The sequence below is a fragment of the Kribbella sp. NBC_01505 genome (genome assembly GCF_045040285.1).
In the GTDB taxonomy this organism is placed as follows: domain Bacteria; phylum Actinomycetota; class Actinomycetes; order Propionibacteriales; family Kribbellaceae; genus Kribbella.
This window is the reverse complement of the sequence record NZ_CP109425.1, coordinates 5,629,238-5,652,487: the sequence shown is the minus strand read 5'-3', so window position 1 is coordinate 5,652,487 and position 23,250 is coordinate 5,629,238. Positions and strand designations below refer to the sequence as shown.

The following is a 23,250-nucleotide window of genomic DNA, read 5'->3' as shown; positions in this document are numbered from 1 at the left end:
CCTTTCAAGCTTCGCTTCGGCTTCAGCGTCAGGTTCGGCCTCAGCCGAGGACTGCCTGGCGGTCGGCGAGGTCGACAGTGACGGGTTGGCCGGTTCCCAGCGAGGCGACGCCGGCCTCACAAACGGCGGCCGCGGCGTAGCCGTCCCAGGCACTCGGGCCGTCGATCTCACCGCGTCCCACGGCGTCGACCCAGCGCTGGACCTCGATGTCGTACGCACGGTCGAAGCGGATCCGGAAGTCTCCGGGCATCGCGCCGCCCCACTGGCCGGCCGCGCGGGTGACAACGCCGGAGCCGAGCCCGATGGTCGCGCTACCCCGCTCGGCGACCGCTTCACAGCGGACCTCGTAGCCGACCTGGAAGTTCACGAAGACCTCGACATCGGCCATCGCGCCGTTCGCCATCTCGAACACCGCGAACTGCGGGTCGAGCACGCCCTCGGGCACCGAGCTGGTCGGCTTGGGCGCGTGCACGGTGATCCTGGCGATCTCGGAGTCGAACAGCCAGCGCGCGACGTCGACCTCGTGCACCATCGAATCCCGCACGATCATCTCGCTGCGGAAGCCCGGGCCGTTGGACTTGTTGCGGTGCACGTTGTGCAACAGCAGCGGTCGGCCGAGCTCACCGGAGTCGAGCAGCTGCTTCAGAGCGGCGTACTCGGGGTCGAAGCGGCGCATGAAGCCGACCTGGATGAGCTGCCGGCCGAGCTTGTGCTCGGCCTCGACGACCTGCAGCGACGACGCCGCGTCCATCGTCAGCGGCTTCTCGCAGAGCACCGGCTTGCCATGCTCGAGGCAGGCGAACAACTGCTCCGCGTGCGCGAACCCGGGCGAGGCCAGGATGACCGCGTCCACCTCCCTGGCGCCGATCAACGCGAGCGGATCACCGATCACCTTGACCGCGTCGGCGCCCGACAAGCGGGCGGCCAGCTCCTCGGCGCGCGCGGTGTCGGGATCCGACACCGCGACCAGCCGGGCGCCGGAGATGTGCCGCACGATCCGCTCGGCGTGGTCGGCGCCCATCGCGCCCACCCCGACGATGCCGATCCGCAGATCGCTCATGCCTACTCCTTCTCCTGTACTGCGTCTTGTACGTCGGCCACCGCATCCGGGGCCAGGTCCCGCAGCTCGTGGGTCAGCGCCTCGAGCTCCGACCCACCGGCCATCTCGGTGGTCAGCTGCTCGAGCGTGATGTCGGCCCGGTGCGTGTCCAGCGCGACCCGGCCGAGCTTCAGCACCACGAAGTGGTTGCCGACCAGGTAGGCGTGGTGCGGGTTGTGGGTGATGAAGATGACGCCGATCCCGGCGTCGCGCGCCTTCACGACATACTTCAGCACCACACCGGACTGGTTCACGCCCAGTGCCGCGGTCGGCTCGTCCAGGATCAGCACCTTGGCGCCGAAGTGGATCGCCCGCGCGATCGCGACGCACTGCCGCTGACCACCCGACAACTTGCCGACCGGCTGCTCCAGGTCGGGGATCGAGATCCCCATCTTGGTCAGCTCCTCGCTCGCGATCCGCTTCATCGCGCGCTCGTCGAGCTGCCGGAACGGGCCGCGGGTGAGCTCGTTGCCGAGGAAGAAGTTCCGCCAGACCGACATCAGCGGCGCCAGCGCGAGGTCCTGGTAGACGGTCGCGATCCCGCTGTCCAGCGACTCCCGCGGCGAGGCGAAGTGCCGCTCCTCGCCGTTCACCGACATCGTGCCGGAGGTGTAGTCGTGCAGCCCGGCAATGATCTTGATCAGCGTCGACTTGCCGGCGCCGTTGTCGCCGAGCACGCAGGTGATCTCGCCCTGCCGCACTGACAGCGACACCCCGCGCAGCGCGTGGATGTTGCCGTAGCTCTTGCCGACGTCCTCCAGGTGGACGATCGGTGTGGTCGGGCTGCTGGCAGCCTCCGACGCGAAGCTCTCCGTGGTGGTCATCGTGCCTCCGCCCGGTTCTTGACGATCAGGTTGACGATCGTGGCCAGCAGCAACATCGTCCCGAGGAAGGCCTTGAACCAGTCCGGGTTCCAGCCGGCGTACACGACGCCGAGCTGCACCATTCCGAAGATCAGCGCACCGATCGCGCCGCCGACCACCGAGCCGTAGCCACCGGTGAGCAGGCAGCCACCGACCACCGCGGCGATGATGTAGACGAACTCCTTGCCGACACCCTCACCGGACTGCACCACGCCGTTCTGGACGAACAGCAACTGCATCCCGGCGAACCAGGCGAAGAACCCGACCGTCATGAACAGGCCGATCTTCACCTTCTTCACCGGTACGCCGACCGCGCGGGCGGCCGCGGCGTCGCCGCCGACCGCGAAGATCCAGTTGCCGATCTGGGTCTTCAGCAGCACCCAGGCGGCGATCGCGACGAACAGGATCCACCAGACGATGATGATCTTGATCGTCACCCCGCCCAGCTTGAACTCCGAGGCGAACACCTTCTGCGCGGCGCCGAACCCGTCCATGTCGCTGATCGAGTTCGACGCGACCGCGCCCGAGGCCAGCCGGGTGACCGCGATGTTGAGGCCCTGCAGGATGAAGAAGGTGCCCAGCGTCACCAGGAAGCTCGGCAGCCCGGTCCGCATCAGCAGCCAGCCGTTGAAGGCACCTACCGCCAGCGAGACGACCAGGGCGAGCAGGATGCCGACCCAGACGTTCAGGCTGAACTGATAGGCGAACAGGCCTGCGGTCAGGCCGGAGGTCGTCACCGCGACCCCGGCCGACAGGTCGAACTCACCGCCGATCATCAGCAGCGCCACCGGCACCGCCATCACTCCGACCAGCGCGGCCTGGTACAGGATCGTGCCGGTGTTGTTGATGTCGCGGAACGGCGGTGCGGCGATCAGGAAGAACACCAGGATGACCGCTGCGCCGACCAGCGATCCGATCTCGGGCCGGCTGAGCAGCCGCGCGCCGACGGACCGGGCCGCGACCCGGTCGTCGGCCGTGGCCGGTGAAGTGATGGTCGATGCCATGTCGCTACCTCAGCGGGTCCCGGCCGCGGCGTACTTGGCGACGGCCTCGATGTTCGTCTTGTCGATGAAGGCCGGTCCGGTCAGGGTCGCCTCGCCACCGCCGATGGTGTCGCCGTTGGTCTTGTTCAGCCAGATCGCGTCCACCGCGAGGTAGCCCTGCAGGTACGGCTGCTGGTCGACGGCGAACTGGACAGAACCGTCCTGGACGGCCTTGGCCATCTCCTTGCTCATGTCGAAGCTGCCGACCTTGGCCGCGGAGCCGGCCGTCTTGGCGGCCTTCACCGCGGTCAGCGCGATCCCGGCGTTCAGCGCGACCACGTAGTCGGCGGTCTTGTCCTGCTGCAGCTTCGCGGTCAGGGTCGCCTCGGTCCCCGGCTGGTCGGTGCCGTTGACGTTGACGTTCTCGACGTTGCCGAACTTGTCCTTGATGCCCTGGCAGCGAGCCTCGAGGCTGACGTTGCCCTGCTCGTGGATGACGCAGAGCACCTTCTTGGCACCGAGCTCCTTGAGCTTGTCACCGGTCGCCTGCCCGGCGATCTTCTCGTCCTGGCCGAAGTACCCGATCGCGCCGGTGCCCTTCCAGGTGTCCAGACCACCGTTCAGCACCGTGACCGGGATTCCGGCCGCGACCGCCTTCTTCAGGTTCGGGATCACCGCGTCCGGCTTGTTCAGGGTGAGGGCGATGCCGTCGACCTTGGCGTCGATCGCGGTCTGCACCAGGTTGGCCTGAGCGGCGCCGTCGGGGTCGGAGGAGTACTGCAGTTCGATGTTGTCCTTGTCCGCGGCCGCCTGCGCACCCCGCCGGACGATGTCCCAGAAGGTGTCACCGGGCCCCGAGTGGGTGATCAGTGCGACCTTCATCCGCGGCGTGTTCGCGACGTTCCCGCCGCCACCGCTCGAGCCCTGCTCCTCCTGCTTGCCCCCGGAGGAACTGCACGCGGCGAGCGCCGCGGCGAGCACGAACGCCGCGCCCGCGGCCACCGCCTTCTTGTGCCACCGAACCATGACTCCAACCAGCCTTTCAGATGATCCGCGGCCGAGCCGCGGAAGTTGCGTTGGGACCAGCGAGTTTCACACTCTGCTGGTCATCACACCGACACGCCACCCCCGTGCGATCTCAGATAGGCCAACGTCCGCGCCGCGATCGGCAACGGCACCTCCGGCGGGCAGGGATACATGTCCTGCTCCACGATCGCGAACAGCTCGACATCCCGTCCCGCCAGCTCCGCCAGCAGCGGCGGGAACTCGGGGATGCCGCTCGGCGGCTCGGCCATCACACCACGCTCGATCGCCTGGTCGAAGCTCAGCCCCTGTCCCTCGATCGCGGCCAGCACCTCGGGGTTCACCTGCTTGAGGTGCAGGTAGCCGATCCGGTCCGGATACTTGCGGACGATCTCGAGGTTGTCGCCGCCGCAGTAGCTGATGTGGCCGGTGTCGAGACACAGCCCCACGTGCTCCGGATCCGTCTCCTCGAGGAAGCGCTCGACGGTGCCCTGGTTGTCGACATGGCCGTCGGCATGCGGGTGGTACTGCAGCCGGACGCCGAACTCCTCGGCGACCCGACGACCGAGCTCGGTCACCTCTTTGCCGTGCGCCGCCTGACCGGCGTGGTCAAGACGCTCCTCGACGATGCTGCCGTCGGCGTCGCGCCACATCGAAGGCATCACGACGAGATGCTTGGCACCCATCGCCGCGGCCAGCTCGGCCGTCGGCGCGACATCGCGCCAGGTCGTCTCCCAGCCGTCCGGCCGGTGCAGCTGCTCGAACGTCGTACCCGCCGTCATCGTGAGGCCGCGCTGATCAAGCTCTGCCTTCAGCTGGACCTGGTCGGTCGGCAGGTAGCCGTACGGCCCGAGCTCGATCCGCGTGTACCCGGCCTCGACGACCTCGTCGAGGAACCGCGTCCATGGCGTCTGCTGCGAGTCGTTGGCGAACCAGACTCCCCACGAGTCCGGCGCCGTCCCGACGTTGATGGCTGCCATCTGTCAGTCGCCTTCTACCGGTGCGAGGTAGGGCTGCTGAGCCTTCTTGCTCTCTTCGTACGCCGCGGCCGCGGTCTGCGTGGATTGCAGCTCCGAAACCTCGCTCACGGGCACGTCCCACCAGGCGTCGCTGTCCGGCGCACCGATCAGCGGGTCGGTGGTGACGTGGATCGCGATCGGGCCGGTCGCGGCCTTGGCGGTGTGGATCGCCTTCTCCAGCTCGTCCCGGCTGTGCACGTCGAGCACCTCGATGCCGAAGCTGCGCACATTCGCCGCGAGATCGACCGGGAGGTAGTCGCCGTCCAGCCGGCCGTCACCGGTGCGCTTGCGATACGCCGTGCCGAACCGCTGCGAACCGAGCGACTCCGAGAGGGCACCGATCGACGCGAAGCCGTGGTTCTGCACGAGGACCACGATGATCTTCAGATTCTCCTGGACCGCGGTGGCCAGCTCGCTCGACATCATCAGATACGACCCGTCGCCGACCATGACGAAGACGTCGCGCTCGGGCGCGCCGAGGCGGACGCCCAGACCGCCGGCGATCTCGTAACCCATGCAGGAGAAGCCATATTCGACGTGGTATCCCTTCGGGTCGCGGGTCCGCCAGAGTTTGTGCAGGTCGCCCGGCATCGAACCGGCCGCACACACCACCACATCAGACGGCGCCGACAATTCGTTGACGGCACCGAGGACCTGGCCCTGGGTGAGCAGTCCTTCCGCGAGCTTTCCGGTCACCTCGGCCGAGGGGTTGTAATGTGCCGAGACAGTTCCGTCCCAGTTCCTTGAGAGTTCCGTGGCCGAGGATGTGTACTTGCTGTCCACGGACCAGTCACCGAGCGCGGATCCCAACGAGACAAGGGCTTCCCGCGCATCCGCGACGAGAGGAAGGCCGGCATGTTTACTGCTGTCGAAGCGCGCCACGTTGATGTTCAGGAAGCGCACCGCCGGGTTGGCGAAGGCGGTCCGGGAGGCCGTCGTGAAGTCGCTGTAGCGGGTTCCGATGCCGATCACCAGGTCGGCCTCGCGAGCGAGTGCGTTCGCCGCCGTGGTGCCGGTCGAGCCGACCGCACCCATCGACTGCGGGTGGTCGTAGACGAGAGATCCCTTACCTGCCTGGGTTTCCGCGACCGGGATGCCGGTCGCCTCCGCGAAGGAGCGCAGCGCGTCCTCGGCGCCGGAGTAGTGCACACCGCCGCCGGCGACGATCAGCGGCCGCTGCGCGGACCGTAGGAGATCTACCGCCTTGTCGACAATTGATGCTTCCGGCAACGGGCGCGCGACGTACCAGGTGCGCTCGGCGAAGAGCTCCTCCGGCCAGTCGTAGGCCTCGGCCTGCACGTCCTGCGGGAGTGCCAGCGTCACCGCGCCGGTCTCCACCGGGTCGGTGAGCACGCGCATCGCGTTCAGCAGCGCGGAGGGCAGCTGTTCGGGGCGCCAGACCCGGTCGAAGTACTTCGAGACCGGGCGGAAGGCGTCGTTGACGGAGACGTCACCGGCGCCGAAGCTTTCCAGCTCCTGCAGCACGGGCGTCGCCACCCGGGTTGCGAACACATCCGAAGGGAGGATCAGGACCGGGAGCCGATTGATCGTGGCCAGCGCCGCGCCGGTCACCATGTTGGTCGAGCCTGGGCCGACGCTTGCCGTGCAGGCATAGGTCTGGAGCCGGTCCCGGGTGCGGGCGAAGGCAGTTGCCGTGTGCACCATGGCCTGCTCGTTGCGGGACAGGATGTAGGGCAGCGCCGTCGGGTCCTGGAGCTCGGCCTGCAGCAGTGCCTGACCGACACCAGCCACGTTCCCGTGCCCGAAGATGCCCAGGGCACCGGCGATCAGCCGCTGCCGGACCCCGTCGCGCTCCGAGTACTGGACGCTCAGGAATCGCACCAACGCCTGCGCGACCGTGAGACGCACCGTCATGAGTCTTCTCCTCCGAAAGGCAGCCGTGGATCAATCTGCTGGTTCGCCCACAGCTCGCGAACCCAGCCGTGCTGGGGATCGTCGGTGATCAGCCACTCGCGTTCCGTGCCGGGACCAGCCATCACGTTCAGGTAGTACATGTCATAGCCAGGAGGCGCCATCGCAGGACCATGCCAACCATGAGGCACCAGGACCAGATCGCCGTTGCGGACCTCCGCGAGGACGTCGATCGGCCGGTCCGCAGTGCCGTAGACCCGCTGGTAACCGATCGGGTCGTTGCCCTGGACACCTTCCGGGGCCTCGTCGGAGAGCTGTAGCTCGAAGTAGTAGATCTCTTCGAGGACGCTTTCCTTGCCAGGCTTGTGCTCGTCGTGCTTGTGCGGCGGGTACGACGACCAGTTCCCTGCCGGGGTGAGAACCTCGCAGGCGATGATCGAGTCGGCCTCGAGCACACCCGGCGTACCGAAGTTGCGGACCTGGCGGGAGGAGACGCCCGCGCCACGCAGCTCGGACTCCACCTGCTCGACACCGATCCGGCGGAAGGGGTAGTCGTTCGCGGCCTTCGCGTGCGGGAACGCGATGCGGGCGCCACCTGCGCTGGTGACGGCGACAGTGGTTCCGCGCGGCACGTACGCGAGGTCGGTCGGGCCGGCGAAGACATCGGCCCGGCCGCCGAGTGGGACGGTCTCACCGTCGACGATCACTTCGGCCGATCCGCTGAGCGGCAGCACGAGGTACTCGCAGTCGTTGGTGTCGAACTCGACCGATTGGCCGGGGCGGAGCGTGGCGACGTACAGGCCGCTGTACTCCCAGTTCTTGTCGCCTGGGGTGACGGCCACGTCGAAGCCGTCCCGCGCGGTGCTGCCTGCCGGCTTGAACCACTCCGTCATGCAACACCTCCGTGGACGAGCGCGGCGGCTTGGTCAACGGCGTAGGCGACGTTGCCGTCGGGCGGGAAGAGGAGGGCTCGTCCCACCACCAGGCCGCGGACCGACGGGAGGGCCAGCGCCTTGCCCCAGCGTGCGTAGGTTTCTTCGGGGGCGACCGTCGGGTCGCCGCCGAGGAGCAGCGTCGGCAGGGTGGTGGCGTCCATGACGCGGTCGAGGTTGTCGACGACCGGGAGCTTGAGCCAGGTGTAGGCGCTCGTCGCACCGAGGCCGGCGGCGATGTGGACCGACTTGATCACCGAGTCGGCGTCGAGGACGTTCGTGACGCGGCCGTCCTTGCGGGTCGACCAGAACGGTTCGACCATCGCCATCAGCTTGTGTTCGGCGAGTTCGGTGACGGCCTTCGCGCTGGCTTCCAAGGTGGCGACCGTGCCGGGGTCGGCGAGGTCGATCCGGGTAAGCATCTTGCCGCCGTCGAGCCGGCGGGACGCGATGTCCGCGGCCGAGCCGTAGGCGGTGAAGCGGTCGTCGAGCTCGAAGGACGAGCCCTGGAGGCCGCCGCGGTTCATCGAGCCGATGACGACCTTGCCCTCGAGCGCGCCAAGCAGCAGCAGGTCTTCGAGGACGTCCGGAGTTGCCAGTACGCCGTCGACGCCGGGCCGCTCGAGCGCTGTCACCAGTCGCTCGATCAGGCCGGGCCGGCTACCCATGGCGAAGTGGTCGTTACGGACACCCAGCGCACCACGCGCGGGGTGGTCGGCCGCGACGATCAGCAGTCGTCCGTCCGTCCCCACCAGTTCGCGGGTACGGCGCCGCTGCCAAGCCTCGGCGATCCGCTCCGGCTGCCGGACGCGAATCTCGGTCAGCTCGCTCAACCGAGCCACCACGTCATCCCGCACAGCCCGCGCAGGCGAAGCCGGCTCGACCATCGGCCGAGGCCGTCCACCCTCAGTCGCCGGGTGCCAAGAAGCAACCTCAACCGCCGCCGGGTCTGGCGTAGCAACGGCCGGGGCCACAGCTGCGGCGACCGCCGCCTGATCCGGGGCAGCAACAGTCGGGGCCTCAGCTTCGGCGACCGATACGACAGTCGTGGGTTCTCCGGTCGGGACCGCGACAGTCGGGTCACCAGCGCCTGACGCCTCCTCGGCCGCGGGGTACGCAACCCCTGGCGCGGCCGCCACCACGTTCGGCGGCGGAGGCGTCGCCGCGACCACCACGGTGGGGTCGTCGGCCCCGGAGTACGCCGTACCGGCCTCGGGCGCGGACGCCGGAATGACAGTGGTCGGCTCATTCGCCGGTACGGCGATCGTCGGGTCGTCGGGTCGTCGAACCCGCGCCACGATCGTCGGATCGTTCGGCATTCCCGCCTGCCGACGCGCCCGAGCCGCATACACCGAATCGTCCTGCACCGCCTGCACGACCGTGGGATCGGTCGGACTCACCTCAGGCGGCTGCGGAGGAGTAACCCGCTGCACCACAGTCGGATCGTTCGGACTCACCTCTTGATCGTCGTTCTGGATCGGGATGGGGCGGCGCGAGTCGGTCATGCGTTTTCACCCATCGTGGTGAGGACCTCGGTGGTGGTGGGCATGGCGGTGGAGCATTCGAGGCGGGAGGCGACGATCGCGCCCGCGGTGTTGGCGAAGCGGATGATCTTCTCCAGCGGCCAGCCGGCCAGCAGGCCGTGACACAGCGCACCGCCGAAACCATCGCCGGCACCGAGCCCGTTGACCACCTCGACCGGGTGCGGTGGGACCTCGACGCGCTCGTCGCGAGTACGGGCGAGGGTGCCCTTCGGGCCCTGCTTGACGACGGCCAGCTCAAGTCCGCGATCCAGCAAAGCCTGAGCCGCCTTGTCCGGGTCGGTCTCGCCGACCGCCACCTCGCACTCCTCACGGTTGCCGACGGCAACTGTGCAGTACTCCAGCGCGCGGCTGACCTGCGAGTGCGCCTCGCTCGGATCGGCCCAGAACATCGGCCGATAGTCCAGGTCCAGCACCGTGATCGGGCGACGCCCACGCGCCTCCCACGCGGCGAAGTGCGCGGACCGCGACGGCTCGGCGGACAGCCCGGTCACCGTCGACCAGTAGATCGAGGCGTCCCGGATCGCGTCCAGGTCGAGCTCGGACGGGTTGATGACGAGGTCCGGCGCCTTCGGGAAGCGGTAGAAGTACAGCGGGAAGTTGTCCGGCGGGAAGATCTCGCAGAACGTGATCGGCGTCGGCAACCCCTCGACCGGCGTCACGAACCGGTCGTCCACCCCGAGCTCACGCAGCGAGGAGTGGATGAACGTGCCGAACGGATCGTTCCCGGTCCGGCTGATCACGGCCGACTTCCGCCCGTGCCGAGCCGCGGCGACCGCGACATTCGTCGCACTCCCGCCGAGGAACTTCCCGAACGAGGTCACGTCCTCCAGATGCGTGCCGATCTGCAAGGGATACAGGTCAACACCTATCCGCCCGATCGTCAGTACGTCGTCCGCCATCAATCTCCCCGTCTCACAGCAGCAAAACCAGAACTCATCGAACTGCCTCCGCGATCGCCTGCAGGTGCGCGATACTCACCCGTACGTCGACCACCGGGCCCTCGTCGACCGGACGGTCCGGCAGGATCGTGTCCTGCTCCAGCACGTACCAGCCGTCGTACCCGGCCTGTTCCAGCGTGCTCACGATCGCGCCCAGGTCGATGTCACCGTGGCCCAGCGGCCGGTACATCCCGTCCCGGACAGCGTCCGTGTACGTCACCTCGCCGGACTGCACCTTCGCAGCCCAGGCAGCGTCGACGTCCTTCAAGTGCGTGTGCTTGATCCGATCGGTGTGGGCCAGCGTCAGCGCGACCGGGTCGACTCCGCCGATCAGCAGGTGACCGGTGTCCAGCGTGAGCCCGATCGAGGACCCACCCAGCACCCGCTCGACCTCGGCAGCGTTCTCGACCATGGTGCCGACGTGCGGGTGGATCGTGGCCAGCACGCCGTTGTCAGCCGCCAGCGCGGACAGCTTGTCCAGGTTGCTCAGCAACGTGCTCCAGCCGGTTTCGTCCAGCACCGGGCGATCGTCGTACCCATCGCTGCCAGTAGCGGCCGCGAGCACCAGCGTGCTCGCACCGGCGGCCACAAAGCCTTCCAGCGCGGCAGCGACCTCAGGGGCCGGGTCATGCGCCGGATCATGCAGTACGACGGGGACGAACCCGCCGACCGCGCGTAGCCCCACATCGGCCAGTGTCTTCGCCTTGTCGGCCGGGTCCTCAGGCAGGAACCCGTCCGGCCCGAACTCGGTCGCCGCGAGCCCGACTGCCCGCATCTGGGCCAGAACGGTCTCGGCGTCGTACTGATAGCCCCAGCCGGGAACTTCGCAGACACCCCACGAGATCGGAGCACCCGCGATCCGGGCAGCCAGGTCAGTCATCGTGCACAGTCTCCTCTATCGCAGCAATGGCTCTACAGAACAGTGAAAAGCTGATTCAGAGCGTGACAACGCGGCCCTCATGGCGGGACAGCTCACACGCATCGGCGATCCGGAAGGCCGCCAGCGCATCGCGCACCGTGCACGGCACGTCACGCGTCCCGGCCGCCACCTCGGTGAAGGCGGTCAGCTCAGCCACGTACGCCGGCTGGAATCGATCCATGAAGGTCAGATGCGCCGGACCGGCCGGAAAGTTCACTCCGGGCTCGGCCGACCGCAGTGCGGTGTGCTCGTCGAGCCCCACCGCGATCGAACCCAGACTGCCCTGCAGCTCCATCCGCACATCGTGACCGGCGCCGTTGTAGCGAGTCCCGCTCACCATGGCGAAGGTCCCGTCGTCCAGCGTGAGCAGAGCGGCCGCGGAGTCCACGTCGCCGCACTCACCGAAGAACGCCTCACCGCGGTTGGCGCCGGTGGCGTACACACTGACGATCTCGCGGCCGGTGACGTACCGGATGATGTCGAAGTCGTGGACCGTGCAGTCCCGGAAGAAGCCGCCGCTCTGCGGGATGTACTCGCGATGCGGCGGGAAGGCGTCGTTCGTGTTCGCCCTGATGTGGTGCACGAACCCGAGCTCACCGGACTCCACCGCGGCCCGCGCGGCCTGATACCCGGCATCGAAGCGCCGCTGGAAACCGATGTGCACCGGTACGTCGTGAGCCTCGACCAGCTCGACCACGCGCTGCGTCTCGGCCAGGTCGAGCGCGACCGGCTTCTCACAGAACGTCGGTACGCCGGCCGCCACGCCCGCGGCGATCAGCTCCGCGTGCGCGCCGGTCGCCGCCGCGATCACGAACCCGTCGAGATCGGCGGCCAGCAGCGACCCGACCTCCGGGGCGAACTCGAGGCCGAGCTCCTTGGCGACCGTCTCGGCCCGACTGGGGTCCGCGTCCGCGACGACCACCTGATCCACCACGGGTAACGCTTTCAGCGTCGAGGCGTGGAACGCCCCGATCCGCCCGACCCCGACCAACCCGATCCGCATCGACTACCGCCCTCTCTCGTCTGCCCCGGCCAGCTTTCCTGGCGGGACCAGGGGTGTCAATAGTTTGTCAACACATTCGAACGTGCAGACATGACATGCCCCACACCTGTAATATCCCGGCCCATGGCCACCCTCCCGATCAGCATCGATCGGACGAGCCCGGTGCCGCTCTACCACCAGCTCGCCGAGCAGCTGACCGCTGCCATCAGCGGCGGCACCCTGCGCCCCGGCGATCCGTTCGAGAACGAGATCGCCATGTCGGACCGGCTCGGCCTGTCCCGGCCGACCGTGCGGCGGGCGATCTCGGAGCTGGTGAACAAGGGCCTGCTGGTCCGCCGCCGCGGCATCGGCACCACGGTCGCGAACCGGATGGTGCACCGCAAGGCCGAGCTGACCAGCCTGTACGACGACCTGATCCGCGAGGGCCGCACCCCGCGCACCGACGTACTGTCGCTGACCACCGACGCGCACGACGACCGCGCCGCCGAGATGCTCGGCCTCCCGACCGGCACCGCGCTGGTCTCGATCGTCCGCCTCCGGTACGCCGGTGATCAGCCGCTCGCGATCCTGCGCAACTGGTTGCCCCCGGCCCTCAACGACCTGACCGTCGAGGACCTCGAACGCGACGGCCTGTACGCCGTTCTCCGGGCGCGCGGGATTCGTCCCACTGTCGCCCGGCAGCGGATCGGCGCCCGCAACGCCAGCGCGGAGGAACGCCGTACCCTCAAAATGTCCAAGGCCGAGCCCCTCGTCACCATGACGCGATCCGCGTACGACGCCGACGGCGCGCCGGTCGAATACGGCAGCCACTGCTACCGCGCGGATCAGTACTCGGTGGACGTGCTCGTTTCCGAACGCTGATAGCCGATGTGGTTCAGCAGGGTCTGTAGGCGTTGCTTGATCTCGGCTGCGGTGAGCTCGCCGGGCTGGAGTAGCACGAAGGCCATCGCGCTGGTGATGGCGTCCTGGATCGCGGTCGGATCGGTGTCGGGCGCGAACTGACCGGCCGCGATGGACTGCCGAGCGATCGCGGTGATGGCGGCGAGCCTGGGTTCGAGGTGGCGTTTCGTGTACGCCTGGATGAGCTCCGGCTGGTCGACGGAGGCACCGATCACGCGCGCCACCAAGGCGCGGAAGCGCGGGCTGCTGAGGAGGTCGGCGGTCCGGTCGACCAGGTCGTCGATCGTCGTGGCCTGCGGTGCATCCTCGGCCTCGGGAGCGCGCGAGTGTTCGAGGGCTGCCATCAGCAGGTCTTCCTTGCTCTGCCAGCGCCGGTAGACGGTCAGCTTCGCGACCCCGGCCTGCCGCGCGATCGCCTCGATGCTGGCACCGGCCGCGCCGCGCTCGATGAACAGGTCGAGCGCGGCATCCAGGATCGCGGCATCCTTCCCGGGATTGCGCGGGCGCCCACGATCTACGCGGGCCACAGCACCTGGTTCAGCCATGCCGACCGCATCTCCGGTCCACCACGCCCACGCCAAGCCAGGTGCCCATCCGGCCGAATCAACAGCACGTCGCCCGCTCCCGCCCGACCGGGGTGAGCCCACGACGTAACGTCCGAACGATCGGAGCGCGTGGTCTCCGGATTTTCGGACGTTGTGGGGTTTTGTTCGCGCGGGAACCGGCTCACGGCGCCCGATGCAGCTGCCGGGACGGTTGGCGGTGGCTGGTCGTCGTCGCGGCCGGTGGTTCGGGGAGCACAATGCACCGGAACCGGTTGGTTCGGCTCCCCAAGGCGGTTTAGGGAGCAGCCGCGCCGGCCCGACCACCCTCCCTAAACCGGTTCGGGGAGCGCAACACACCGGAATCGGTCAGTTCTGCTCCCCGAGACCCGCAATGGGTCAGCCGGACACCGGCAGGACCCCCAAGCAACCTGCCCCGCGACCTAAACCACTCCGACGGATCACCTGTCACCTGCAGGCCTCCTCGCCACCGACCCCAGCCGAAGCACGGAACCTCAAACAACCGGAACCGCGATGACCTCGCCACCCGGCCCAACCCGAGACCGCCCCAGCCACACGCCTCCGCACGAACCCCAGCGCGGCCCTTGAGCACCGCTCAGTCACTCGAGCGACCCGGAAATGGTTGATGGGTGCTCAATGCGGGCCGGGCCGCGGCCCTTGAGCACGGTTCAGTCATTTGGGCGGCCGGAAAATGGTTGAGGGGCGCTCAAAGGGCGGGCTGGGGTGAAACCCGCGGCCCGCCAAGTGCGGCTCGATGTGGTGCGCGGCTGTTGATCGAGCAGAGCCCGTTCCCCTGTGAGAGGAACGGGCTCTGGCCGGGGTCAGGCCTGGTTGGCCAGGAGGGTGCGGACCAGGCGGAGGCCTACCGAGAGGTGGGCCAGCTCCGGGCCTTCGGTGTCGACGATCTCCTCGAGCATGGTGGCGGCTCGGGACAGGGCCGTGGCGTTCTGGTCCTGCCAGGCGATGACCCGGGTCTCGGGGTCTTCGCCGGCGTCCGTGGTGGCCAGGACCTGGCGGGTGAGGCGGGCGTGGACGGCGTGCAGGTCGTCGCGAAGGGCGGCCCGGGCCATCGTCTGCCAGCGGTCGGTCCGCGGGAGGCCGATGATGCGCTCGAGGAACAGCCCGAGCTGCAGGCGTTCGGCGAGTGCGAAGTGGACCTTGGCGACCTCGAAGATGTCGAGGTCGTCGGCCGAGGCCGTCTCGACGATGCCCAGCCCCATGTACGCCGGGGGCAGTATCGCGATGCTGGTCGCGACGTCGACGGGCACGTTCTTCTCCACCAGGGCTTCCCGCCGCTGCTCGAACAGCGCCAGCTCGCGACCGCGCAGCAGCTCTGGCAGCGCGGCGGCCAGCTTGGCGATCCCCGGGACGAAGCTGTCGATCAGGTCCTGGATGTCGACCGGTGGCCGGCGGTTGCTGACCAGCCAGCGGGTCGCGCGCTCGACGAGCGTGCGGGTCTCCAGCCGCATGTGCGTCTGGGTGGCCGCGTCGACCACGTTGTCCAGCTCGGCGTTCGCCGACAGCAGGTCGGGCTGCGCGAAGATCCGGGACGCGGCCAGGTTCGCCCGTACGACGTCCTCGACCGATCCGCCGGTCTCCAGCGAGAGCCGGTGGAACGCCGTGATGCCGGACGTGTTCACGAACTCGTTCACCACCTGGGTGGTGATGATCTCGCGCCGCAGCTGGTGGGACTGGATCTGGTCGGCGAACCGCTGCTGCATCGCCTTCGGGAAGTACGACGCGAGCTTGTGCTTGAGGAACGCGTCGTCGGGCAGCGAGGTCTTCAGCAGCTCGGCCTCGAGCACGATCTTGGTGTAGGCGATCAGCACCGACAGCTCCGGCGAGGTCAGCCCGCGCCCGTCGGCCTTGCGGCGCTTGAACTCCGCGATGCTCGGCAGGAACTCGAGCTCGCGGTTCAGCAGGCCCTGCTTCTCCAGCCGCCGCACCCAGTCCTGGTGGACGTGCAGCAACGCCGCCGCCTGCGCGGCCGCGTTGGCCAGCGCGATGTTCTGCCGGTAGTTCGACTTCAGCACCAGCCCGCCGACCTCGTCGGTCATCGAGGCGATGATGTCGTTGCGCTGCTTCTCGGTCAGGTCACCGTCGGCGACCACCTTGTCGAGCAGGATCTTGATGTTCACCTCGTGGTCGGAGGTGTCCACCCCGGCCACGTTGTCGATGAAGTCGGTGTTGATCCGCCCGCCGGCCGCGGCGTACTCGATCCGGCCGAGCTGGGTGAAGCCGAGGTTGCCGCCCTCGCCGACCGCCTTGGCGCGGAGCTCGGAACCGTTGATCCGGATCGTGTCGTTGGCCTTGTCACCGACGTCACCGTGCGACTCGGCGGTCGCCTTGACGTAGGTGCCGATGCCGCCGTTCCAGAACAGGTCGACCGGTGCCTTCAGGATCGCGTTCATCAGCTCGGCCGGTGTCAGGTGCGCCGGGGAGCCTTCGATCCCGAGTGCCTGGCAGATCTCGGCCGAGACCGGGATCGCCTTCTCGGTCCGCGCGTGCACGCCACCGCCCGCGGAGATCAGCGCGGCGTCGTAGTCCGCCCATGACGAGCGCGGCAGCTCGAACAGCCGACGACGCTCGGCGAACGACTTCGCCGCGTCCGGCGTCGGGTCCAGGAAGATGTGCCGGTGGTCGAAGGCCGCGACCAGCTGGATGTGCTCCGACAACAGCATCCCGTTGCCGAACACGTCGCCGGACATGTCACCGACGCCGACCACGGTGAACGGCTCGTTCTGGCAGTCGTGGCCCATCTCGCGGAAGTGCCGCTTGACCGACTCCCACGCACCGCGCGCGGTGATGCCCATCGCCTTGTGGTCGTAACCAACCGAACCACCGGACGCGAACGCGTCGCCGAGCCAGAAGCCGTACTCCTTGGCCACCCCGTTCGCGAGGTCGGAGAACGTCGCCGTCCCCTTGTCCGCGGCGACCACCAGATAGGCGTCGTCGCCGTCGTACCGGACCACGTCCCGCGGCGGAACGATGCCACCGGCAACGATGTTGTCGGTGATGTCGAGCAGCCCGGAGATGAACGTCTTGTACGACGCGATCCCCTCGGCCAGCCACGCGTCGCGATCCACCGAGGGATCCGGCAGCTGCTTGGCGTAGAACCCGCCCTTCGCGCCGACCGGCACGATCACCGAGTTCTTCACCATCTGCGCCTTGACCAGACCCAGCACCTCGGTCCGGAAGTCCTCGCGCCGGTCCGACCAGCGCAGACCACCGCGCGCGACCGCGCCGAAGCGCAGGTGCACACCTTCCACCCGCGGCGAGTACACGAAGATCTCGTACGCCGGCCGCGGCTGCGGGAGGTCCGGAATCGCCTTCGGCTCGAGCTTCAGCGAGATGTACGACCGCGGCTGGCCGTCGGGGCCCGGCTGGAAGTAGTTCGTCCGCAGCGTCGCCTTCATCACGGTCAGGTAGGACCGCAGGATCCGGTCCTCGTCGAGCGACTGCACCGTGTCCAGCGCGGCGAGAATCTCCTTCTCCAGCAGGTCGCACTGCGCGACCCGGTCCGGGTCGTCGGCGTCGCCACGCGACGGGTCGAAGCTGGTCTCGAACAGCTGGACCAGCAGCCCGGCCACATCCACGTGGGCGAGGAAGGTGTTCTCGATGTAGTCCTGGCTGAACGGCGTGCCGCCCTGGCGGATGTAGCGCTGGTACGCGCGCAGGATCGACACCTGCCGCCAGCTCAGCCCGCCACGCAGTACCAGGGCGTTGAGCTTGTCGGACTCGGCCCGGCTCTCCCAGACCGCCTGGAACGTGTCGGAGAACAGCTGCCGCAGCTCTTCGCGCTCCTCGGACTTCGGCGGTGCCTTCAGCCCGAAGTCGTAGATGTAGACCATGCCGTCGTCACGACGGATCTCGTACGGGCGCTCGTCGATCACCTCGACGCCCATGTGGGTCAGCAGCGGCAGCACCTGGGACAGCGACAGCGCGGAGCCGGTCCGGAACACCTTGAACCGGCGCTCCCCCGCCCACTCCTCGTCGATCGGGCTGTACAGGGACATGGCCAGGCCGTTGTCGGCGGGCAGGCCCTCCAGCACCGCTACATCGTTCACTGCGACGCGGGCGGCGAAGTCCTCCTTGTAGGCCTCCGGGAACGCATCGGCGTACCGGCGGGCCAGCTGCGTGACCGCTCCGTCGCCACCCTTGGCGTGCAGCGCGGCGGTGAAGTCGTCCTCCCACGCGCGGGTCGCTTCGATGATGCGCTGCTCGAGCAGGTCCTGGTCGAAGTCGCCGACCGTCGTACCGTGCGCCATCCGGACGACGAAGTGCACGCGTGCGAGCACGGACTCCGTCACGTAGGCCGCGTAGGTGACGGACTCTGCGCCGATGGCGTCCTTGAGGATCTGCTGCATCTTCAGCCGGACCGCAGTGGTGTAGCGGTCACGCGGCAGGTACACCAGGCAGGACAGGTAGCGGTTGTACACGTCGCGCCGTACGAACAGCTTGACCGCGCGCCGCTCCTGCAGATGCAGCACCGACTGCACTATCGGCAGCAGGTCCTCGACCGGTGCCTGCAGCAGCTCGTCACGCGGGTAGGTCTCGAGTACGTCGAGTAGTCCCTTGCCACTGTGGCTGTTCGGGTCGAAGCCGGTCAGCCGGAACAGCTCCAGCGCCTTGCGCCGCAGCACCGGCACCTGCATGACACTCTCGGTGTACGCCGTCGACGACAGCAGCCCGATGAAGCGGCACTCGCGGATCGGGTCGCCGTTCGCGTCGAACTGCTTGATCCCGACATAGTCCAGGTACGACGAGCGGTGCACGGTGGACCGCGAGTTCGCCTTGGTCAGGATCATCAGCTTGCGCTCGCGGGCCTTGGCGCTCACCTCGGGCGGGAGCTTGCCGACACCCGGCTTCGGGTCCGGCCGCAGGATGCCGAGACCGGTGCCCGCGACGCCGCGCAGGATGCCCTGCTCGCCCTCCATGGTGAAGTCGTACTCGCGGTAGCCGAGGAAGGTGAAGTGCTCGTCGGCGAGCCACTCCAGCAGCTCCTTGGCCTCTTCGACCTCGTTCTCCCCGACCGGCAGGTCGGCCGCGTTCAGCGAGTTGGCGATGCTGACCGCCTTCTCGTGCATCTTCGGCCAGTCCTCGACCGCCTCGCGGACGTCGTGCAGCGCCTGCTGCAGTGCCGCCTCCAGGTCCCGGTGCTGGGCGACGTCGGCGATCCGCTCGACCTCCAGGTGCATCCAGCTCTCGCGGACCAGGTCATGCGAGTCCGAGGCGGCGGTGTCGTCCAGCACCTCCTCGAGGGTGCCCGCGACGTCGCGGCGGACCACGAACTGCGGGTGGATCAGCAGCTGGATCTCGAGGTCGCGCTGGGTGATGACCATCGAGGCGCTGTCGACCAGGAACGGCATGTCGTCGATGACGATCTCCACGACCGTCCTCCCGTTCGCGGACCAGCCGTGCTCCTCCAGGGTCGGCGTGAAGACCTGAACCTTCGCCGTACCCTGCGGGCGGGAGACTGCGCTCTTGTAGTGGTGCCGGGCCGCACCCAGACAGTCGGCCGGCTGGCGCTCGGCCACGTCCTCGGCGGCGACGTACCGGTAGTAGCGCTCCAGGAAGGTCTTCAGCTTGCCGGGGTCGGACGACTTGTCGTGTCCATGTATCCCCGCTGCCACCGCCTTGGCGAGTACATCCGCCTTCTGGACGTCCAGCTTGCTCTGCATTCCCCACCGTCTCCACGTGACCGTTTCGGCGCTGCCAGCACCGGGCCGCACGCCGTTGTGCGGTCACTCAGAGATTAGTCCACCTTTGTCACTGGTGTGATGTCGGGACGGCCCTGTCCGGGCACTGGTCATCAACGCTTAACTGTCTTGTCCAGACGCAGTGCGAGCGCCGGACAGGCCAGGATTGCGCGGCGTGTGTCCGGCATCTCACCGGGGGTGATCTCACGGCCCTTCAGAACCGGAAAACCCCACTCGTCGAGACCCACATCACCGCCCAGCAGGGTGGCGCAGAGGCCGTGTCCGTCGCACCGGGTCCAGTCGATCTCAAGCCTAGCCATTGGTCACCTCCAGAACTCCCAGGACCTGACGACCGCAGCCGCCGGCCAGATGGCTTCGTACGTCGTCGTCGAACACCTCGAGCGCCGACGCCAGGAACCGGGCCGAACCATCCGGATGCGCACACGCACCGCGCCCCGGGACCAGGCCCAGATGCCGCTGAGCGTCGTACCAGCCGGAAGCGTCGCCACGGAACAGCCGGGCGAAGTCGTCGACCAGTCCGGCGAGACCGAAGACACACGGTCCGCACTGGCCGGCGGACTGGCTGGCCAGCCACTGGGCGACCCGATACACCTCACCGAGCGGGCAGGTCTCTGTTCCGAGGGCGAGGACGATCCCTGTGCCCTGCAGGAGCTGATTGGCGCCCTGCGGCAACCAGCGGCCGTGGTACCCACCGAGCAGCACCGGACCGGCGTCAGCACCCGCGAACTGCAGCACGGTGTTGAGCGGTACGCCGATCGGCGTCTCGATCACGCCTGGCCGCTGCACCGCTCCAGCCACGGTCAACAGTTGGGTGCCCGGCTCGCTGGCCAGTCCAGTGCTGCTAAATCCCCTGGCACCGAGCCGAGCCAGTACGGCGAGCTGGGCGAAGGTCTCGACGTTCGACAGGAAGGTCGGGCGCCGGTGGTAGCCCTGCTGGGTGGGCAGCACCTTCCGCCCGGGAGGTACCGCCGGTCCGCCCTCCAGAACGCTCAGGACTGCCCGGGCCTCCCCTGCGACGAAGCGGCCTGGTGTTTCGGTCACCTCGATCGCCAGTTGGTCGTCCCGCTCGAGAATCGCCTCGCGGATCGACAGTGCGGCCTCTGGGTCGTGCACCGCGATCAGGACGTGCGGAGCGCCGAGTGCATGAGCCAAACCGGTAGCGCCGTCCAGAACCAGATGTGGTGCGCGGGTGAGCAGTAGCCGGTCCTTGCGGCTGATTGGCTCACTCTCCGAACCGTTGACGACCACCGCCTCGATACCGCGCGCCGGAAGCCCCGCCAGTTTGCGAGCGACCGGGAAAGCGGCACCACCGCGGCCTTTGAGGCCGACCGCTTCACACAGCTCGGCGTAGGCCGCGCGGGTCAGCTGCGGCTGCGCACCATGCGTCCAGAGGTGAGCCTGTCGATCGAGTCGGCCCTGGTCGAGTCCGGCGAGGAGACGGGCGTCTCCGATCACACTGGTTGGCAGCAAGGTCTTCATCGGGCCCTCCCGGCACGGACGAGGTTGGGTGGCGCGTAGCTGTTGGCCCGGTAGAAGCCGGCGCCGACCACGGCGACCAGACAGCCGAGGGTGATGGCGAGCATCCATGGCGTACTGCGGTCGGTTCCGGACAGCAGCGCGTGTCCGATGGAGAGAGCCCAGCCGACCGAGGCAGCGATGTGGATCGTCCGCCAGTACCTGCTGAACGCGGCAAAGCGCGCGAGCCGACCACGTGCTGCCCCGGCGACAGTCGCGAGCACGACGCCGTACATGGCGAGCACTCCGAGAGCTACAGCGAACGGGCGGTACCCGGAGCCGAACGGCCAGACCAGGACGGTCGCACTGATCTCTACGTTGCTGTCGGCGATCACTGCGACCACGTGGGCGACCAGGAGGGCCAGTCCGGTGACCGCTGCGGAGCGGTGCACGTACTGGAGCCAGAAACGGCGGTCCGGGCGGCGACTGCCCGAGCTGACGATGCCCAGAGTCGCTGCCAGGGTGAACATGATCATGGCGACCACACCGGCCGCGCGGGCGACGTACCAGAGGGTCATCAGGCTGCCTGCGTCGATGCGGGCCAGCCGGCCACTTCGGTGACCTCACCGTCGTTGGCGACCATCCGTGCCGGGTGGCCGGCCAGCGTCAGTCGCCCGACCGCCGCCTCGCCGGTCGCGATGAGCGCCGTACTGAAGGTGTTGGCGCGTACTGCGGTCTGAGCCCAGACCGATGCGGTCCGCCAGGGGCCTTCAGCCGGTCGCCCGGTTCGCGGATCGATGATGTGGTGGCCGGTCTCCCAGCTGCGCGCCGTACGGGTGGAGGTGGTCAGGCCGCCGTGAGCGAGCGTGACCAGTACGCCGGGCTCGCCCGCACGCTCGGCCACCGTGACGACCCATGGCTCGGTCGGCTGTCCGGCGGCGCACAAGTCTCCACCGATCTCGACCAGGACTGCGCAGCCATAGCGCTTACTCAGCACCAGTGCGGCCCGGTCGGCCGTCCAAGCCTTGGCAGTCGCACCCAGGTCGAGTGCTGCGTCCTCAGGTACGCCGAGCAGCGCGAGCTTGCGGTTGAGCTGCACCTGCTGCCACCCGGCGACCCTGGCCGACGCTGCGGCCGGTTGCACGAGGCGACGCCGTACCGTCTCGATGTCGTCGTCATAGCCGGCAGCAATCACGGCCGCACCGACTGTGGGGTCGACGGCACCACCACTGATCGAGGCCGCCATCAGACTGACGTCGACGAGGTCGACGAGCAGCCGCGAGACCGGAACCATCGCACCGCCGCGCTGGTTGACGATCGACAGCTCGGAGTCCGGACGGAAGCGGCTGGCCGCCTTGTCGACGCGGTCCATCAGCGCCTTGAGCTCGCCACAGGCCGCACCTAGTACGGCGGGATCGTCGACCGTCAGGCGGACCGTGCAGCTCCACGCGCTCCACGTGCGGGAGGCGCTCATGATCCGTTGCTCCCGCCCTGCGGGACGGCCTCGGTGGGCGCGGTGCCGAGACCATTCGAGGAGGTGTCGCCGCTCGAGGAACCATCTGAGGAACTGGCGGCCGGGTCGTCGCCGGAGGTCGTCGTACCGGAGTCCGTAGGAGTTGTGGCCGGTGTGGCGTGCCGGGCGGAGACGACGGCGACGGACAGGCCGGCCGTGCCGATGCCCAGTACGGCGGTGGCCGCCGCGGCCACGGAGGCCCGGCGCAACCAGCGCCGCCGCCGGTCGGAGGAATCGTCGAACGCTGCTGTGGTGACCATGACCGACAGCCTCGTCGCGCGCCCCTCAGGCCCACTCCAAGAGACCCTCAAGCGAGCGTCAAGTTCTGCTGAGAACTACCTGAGTGGATCTTTCAGGTCAGCAGGTACCGCGGACCTCCGGCGGGCAGTCCGACGTCTCGTGCTTGCGGATGGTGTCGATGACCTCGTCCGAGGCCTCACCCAGCGCGACCAGCCGCTCCGGGCCGAACACGTCCACGAAGAACTTCCGGATCCGGGCCGCATGCTCGGGCGCACAGGCCTCGATGGCCGCCCGGCCCTCGTCGGTGATGACCACTTCGGGATAACGCGAATCACACGACTCACGCCGTACCAGCCCGCGCTTCTCCATCCGGGTCAGGTGGTGGGACATCCGACTCTTCTCCCACTGCGTCGCCTGACCGAGCTCGAACGCGCGCATCCGCCCGGTCTCCGCCTCGGACAGATTCACCAGGATCTCGAAGTCGGACTTGGACAGGCCGAACTCCCGCTGGAGGTGCCGCTCCATGTGCGTCTCGAGCGTTTTGTGCATCAGCAGATAGCTGCGCCATGCCTTCTGCTCGTCGTCGTCGAGCCACGGTCCTGTACCCACGAGCACCATCCTACCTGATCCGGTTGACACATCAACCTAGCGAGCTATGCTGGCT

20 protein-coding genes are annotated in these 23,250 nt (G+C 68.4%); 1 reads left to right on the top strand and 19 read right to left on the bottom strand.

Going from position 1 to position 23,250, the window contains the following annotated elements; translation table 11 throughout:
- Positions 1-40 precede the first annotated feature (40 nt).
- The 11 genes from OG474_RS26705 to OG474_RS26655 form a co-directional block, all read right to left on the bottom strand.
- On the bottom strand, positions 41-1,060 hold the full coding sequence (locus OG474_RS26705; protein ID WP_405056313.1) for a Gfo/Idh/MocA family protein: 1,020 nt from the start codon (positions 1,058-1,060) through the stop codon (positions 41-43).
- 2 nt (positions 1,061-1,062) lie between these two features.
- Positions 1,063-1,923, bottom strand: coding sequence for an ATP-binding cassette domain-containing protein (locus tag OG474_RS26700; RefSeq protein WP_405056312.1), 861 nt, complete (start codon positions 1,921-1,923; stop codon positions 1,063-1,065).
- Positions 1,920-2,966 carry an ABC transporter permease gene (locus OG474_RS26695; protein WP_405056311.1) on the bottom strand — a complete coding sequence of 349 codons (1,047 nt, stop codon included), beginning with the start codon at positions 2,964-2,966 and terminating at the stop codon, positions 1,920-1,922. The genes OG474_RS26700 and OG474_RS26695 overlap by 4 nt, the downstream gene beginning before the upstream one ends.
- 9 nt (positions 2,967-2,975) lie before the next feature.
- Positions 2,976-3,971, bottom strand: a complete 996-nt coding sequence (locus OG474_RS26690; RefSeq protein WP_405056310.1) for a substrate-binding domain-containing protein — start codon at positions 3,969-3,971, stop codon at positions 2,976-2,978.
- 83 nt (positions 3,972-4,054) lie between these two features.
- Positions 4,055-4,948, bottom strand: a complete 894-nt coding sequence (locus OG474_RS26685; RefSeq protein WP_405056309.1) for a sugar phosphate isomerase/epimerase family protein — start codon at positions 4,946-4,948, stop codon at positions 4,055-4,057.
- Between the two features lie 3 nt (positions 4,949-4,951).
- Complete coding sequence (gene iolD / locus OG474_RS26680) at positions 4,952-6,862, bottom strand: 3D-(3,5/4)-trihydroxycyclohexane-1,2-dione acylhydrolase (decyclizing) (RefSeq protein ID WP_405056308.1); 1,911 nt, start codon at positions 6,860-6,862, stop codon at positions 4,952-4,954.
- On the bottom strand, positions 6,859-7,752 hold the full coding sequence (iolB, locus tag OG474_RS26675) for a 5-deoxy-glucuronate isomerase (protein ID WP_405056307.1): 894 nt from the start codon (positions 7,750-7,752) through the stop codon (positions 6,859-6,861). The genes iolD and iolB overlap by 4 nt, the downstream gene beginning before the upstream one ends.
- Positions 7,749-8,678 (bottom strand): deoxyribose-phosphate aldolase, encoded by a 930-nt coding sequence (locus OG474_RS26670; protein ID WP_405064619.1) that lies wholly within the window; start codon positions 8,676-8,678, stop codon positions 7,749-7,751. Before OG474_RS26670 ends, iolB begins: the two co-directional genes overlap by 4 nt.
- Before the next feature lie 614 nt (positions 8,679-9,292).
- Entirely contained in the window at positions 9,293-10,234 is a 942-nt protein-coding gene (gene iolC / locus OG474_RS26665) for a 5-dehydro-2-deoxygluconokinase (RefSeq protein WP_405056306.1), read from the bottom strand.
- A gap of 34 nt (positions 10,235-10,268) precedes the next feature.
- Positions 10,269-11,153: a sugar phosphate isomerase/epimerase family protein gene (locus tag OG474_RS26660; RefSeq protein WP_405056305.1), complete on the bottom strand. Its 885-nt coding sequence runs from the start codon at positions 11,151-11,153 to the stop codon at positions 10,269-10,271.
- A gap of 55 nt (positions 11,154-11,208) precedes the next feature.
- Complete coding sequence (locus OG474_RS26655) at positions 11,209-12,195, bottom strand: Gfo/Idh/MocA family oxidoreductase (protein ID WP_405056304.1); 987 nt, start codon at positions 12,193-12,195, stop codon at positions 11,209-11,211.
- A 123-nt stretch (positions 12,196-12,318) separates the two neighbouring features.
- On the opposite strand from OG474_RS26655, the gene OG474_RS26650 reads away from it, so the two are divergent.
- Entirely contained in the window at positions 12,319-13,056 is a 738-nt protein-coding gene (locus OG474_RS26650) for a GntR family transcriptional regulator (protein ID WP_405056303.1), read from the top strand.
- On the opposite strand, the gene OG474_RS26645 is transcribed toward OG474_RS26650, so the two are convergent.
- From OG474_RS26645 to OG474_RS26610, 8 genes are all read right to left on the bottom strand, one after another.
- Entirely contained in the window at positions 13,020-13,640 is a 621-nt protein-coding gene (locus OG474_RS26645) for a TetR/AcrR family transcriptional regulator (RefSeq protein ID WP_405056302.1), read from the bottom strand. The genes OG474_RS26650 and OG474_RS26645 overlap by 37 nt on opposite strands.
- Positions 13,641-14,479: 839 nt before the next feature.
- Positions 14,480-19,339 carry an NAD-glutamate dehydrogenase gene (locus OG474_RS26640; RefSeq protein ID WP_405056301.1) on the bottom strand — a complete coding sequence of 1,620 codons (4,860 nt, stop codon included), beginning with the start codon at positions 19,337-19,339 and terminating at the stop codon, positions 14,480-14,482.
- Positions 19,340-19,470: 131 nt separating this feature from the next.
- Complete coding sequence (locus OG474_RS26635; RefSeq protein ID WP_405056300.1) at positions 19,471-19,677, bottom strand: ferredoxin; 207 nt, start codon at positions 19,675-19,677, stop codon at positions 19,471-19,473.
- Positions 19,670-20,857 carry an NADH-ubiquinone oxidoreductase-F iron-sulfur binding region domain-containing protein gene (locus OG474_RS26630; RefSeq protein ID WP_405056299.1) on the bottom strand — a complete coding sequence of 396 codons (1,188 nt, stop codon included), beginning with the start codon at positions 20,855-20,857 and terminating at the stop codon, positions 19,670-19,672. The genes OG474_RS26635 and OG474_RS26630 overlap by 8 nt, the downstream gene beginning before the upstream one ends.
- Entirely contained in the window at positions 20,854-21,411 is a 558-nt protein-coding gene (locus OG474_RS26625; RefSeq protein ID WP_405056298.1) for a hypothetical protein, read from the bottom strand. Before OG474_RS26625 ends, OG474_RS26630 begins: the two co-directional genes overlap by 4 nt.
- Positions 21,411-22,307 carry an FAD:protein FMN transferase gene (locus OG474_RS26620; protein ID WP_405056297.1) on the bottom strand — a complete coding sequence of 299 codons (897 nt, stop codon included), beginning with the start codon at positions 22,305-22,307 and terminating at the stop codon, positions 21,411-21,413. Before OG474_RS26620 ends, OG474_RS26625 begins: the two co-directional genes overlap by 1 nt.
- On the bottom strand, positions 22,304-22,606 hold the full coding sequence (locus OG474_RS26615) for a hypothetical protein (protein WP_405056296.1): 303 nt from the start codon (positions 22,604-22,606) through the stop codon (positions 22,304-22,306). The genes OG474_RS26620 and OG474_RS26615 overlap by 4 nt, the downstream gene beginning before the upstream one ends.
- A 97-nt stretch (positions 22,607-22,703) precedes the next feature.
- A complete protein-coding gene (locus OG474_RS26610; protein ID WP_405056295.1) occupies positions 22,704-23,195 on the bottom strand; it encodes a MarR family winged helix-turn-helix transcriptional regulator in 492 nt (163 codons plus the stop codon).
- Positions 23,196-23,250 lie beyond the last annotated feature (55 nt).

Coding starts and splice junctions, on each gene's coding strand:
- OG474_RS26705 (WP_405056313.1), bottom strand. CDS start 1,060: ATGAGCGATCTGCGGATCGGCATCGTCGGGGTGGGCGCGATGGGCGCC.
- OG474_RS26700 (WP_405056312.1), bottom strand. CDS start 1,923: ATGACCACCACGGAGAGCTTCGCGTCGGAGGCTGCCAGCAGCCCGACC.
- OG474_RS26695 (WP_405056311.1), bottom strand. CDS start 2,966: ATGGCATCGACCATCACTTCACCGGCCACGGCCGACGACCGGGTCGCG.
- OG474_RS26690 (WP_405056310.1), bottom strand. CDS start 3,971: ATGGTTCGGTGGCACAAGAAGGCGGTGGCCGCGGGCGCGGCGTTCGTG.
- OG474_RS26685 (WP_405056309.1), bottom strand. CDS start 4,948: ATGGCAGCCATCAACGTCGGGACGGCGCCGGACTCGTGGGGAGTCTGG.
- iolD (WP_405056308.1), bottom strand. CDS start 6,862: ATGACGGTGCGTCTCACGGTCGCGCAGGCGTTGGTGCGATTCCTGAGC.
- iolB (WP_405056307.1), bottom strand. CDS start 7,752: ATGACGGAGTGGTTCAAGCCGGCAGGCAGCACCGCGCGGGACGGCTTC.
- OG474_RS26670 (WP_405064619.1), bottom strand. CDS start 8,678: ATGGTCGAGCCGGCTTCGCCTGCGCGGGCTGTGCGGGATGACGTGGTG.
- iolC (WP_405056306.1), bottom strand. CDS start 10,234: ATGGCGGACGACGTACTGACGATCGGGCGGATAGGTGTTGACCTGTAT.
- OG474_RS26660 (WP_405056305.1), bottom strand. CDS start 11,153: ATGACTGACCTGGCTGCCCGGATCGCGGGTGCTCCGATCTCGTGGGGT.
- OG474_RS26655 (WP_405056304.1), bottom strand. CDS start 12,195: ATGCGGATCGGGTTGGTCGGGGTCGGGCGGATCGGGGCGTTCCACGCC.
- OG474_RS26650 (WP_405056303.1), top strand. CDS start 12,319: ATGGCCACCCTCCCGATCAGCATCGATCGGACGAGCCCGGTGCCGCTC.
- OG474_RS26645 (WP_405056302.1), bottom strand. CDS start 13,640: ATGGCTGAACCAGGTGCTGTGGCCCGCGTAGATCGTGGGCGCCCGCGC.
- OG474_RS26640 (WP_405056301.1), bottom strand. CDS start 19,339: ATGCAGAGCAAGCTGGACGTCCAGAAGGCGGATGTACTCGCCAAGGCG.
- OG474_RS26635 (WP_405056300.1), bottom strand. CDS start 19,677: ATGGCTAGGCTTGAGATCGACTGGACCCGGTGCGACGGACACGGCCTC.
- OG474_RS26630 (WP_405056299.1), bottom strand. CDS start 20,857: ATGAAGACCTTGCTGCCAACCAGTGTGATCGGAGACGCCCGTCTCCTC.
- OG474_RS26625 (WP_405056298.1), bottom strand. CDS start 21,411: ATGACCCTCTGGTACGTCGCCCGCGCGGCCGGTGTGGTCGCCATGATC.
- OG474_RS26620 (WP_405056297.1), bottom strand. CDS start 22,307: ATGAGCGCCTCCCGCACGTGGAGCGCGTGGAGCTGCACGGTCCGCCTG.
- OG474_RS26615 (WP_405056296.1), bottom strand. CDS start 22,606: ATGGTCACCACAGCAGCGTTCGACGATTCCTCCGACCGGCGGCGGCGC.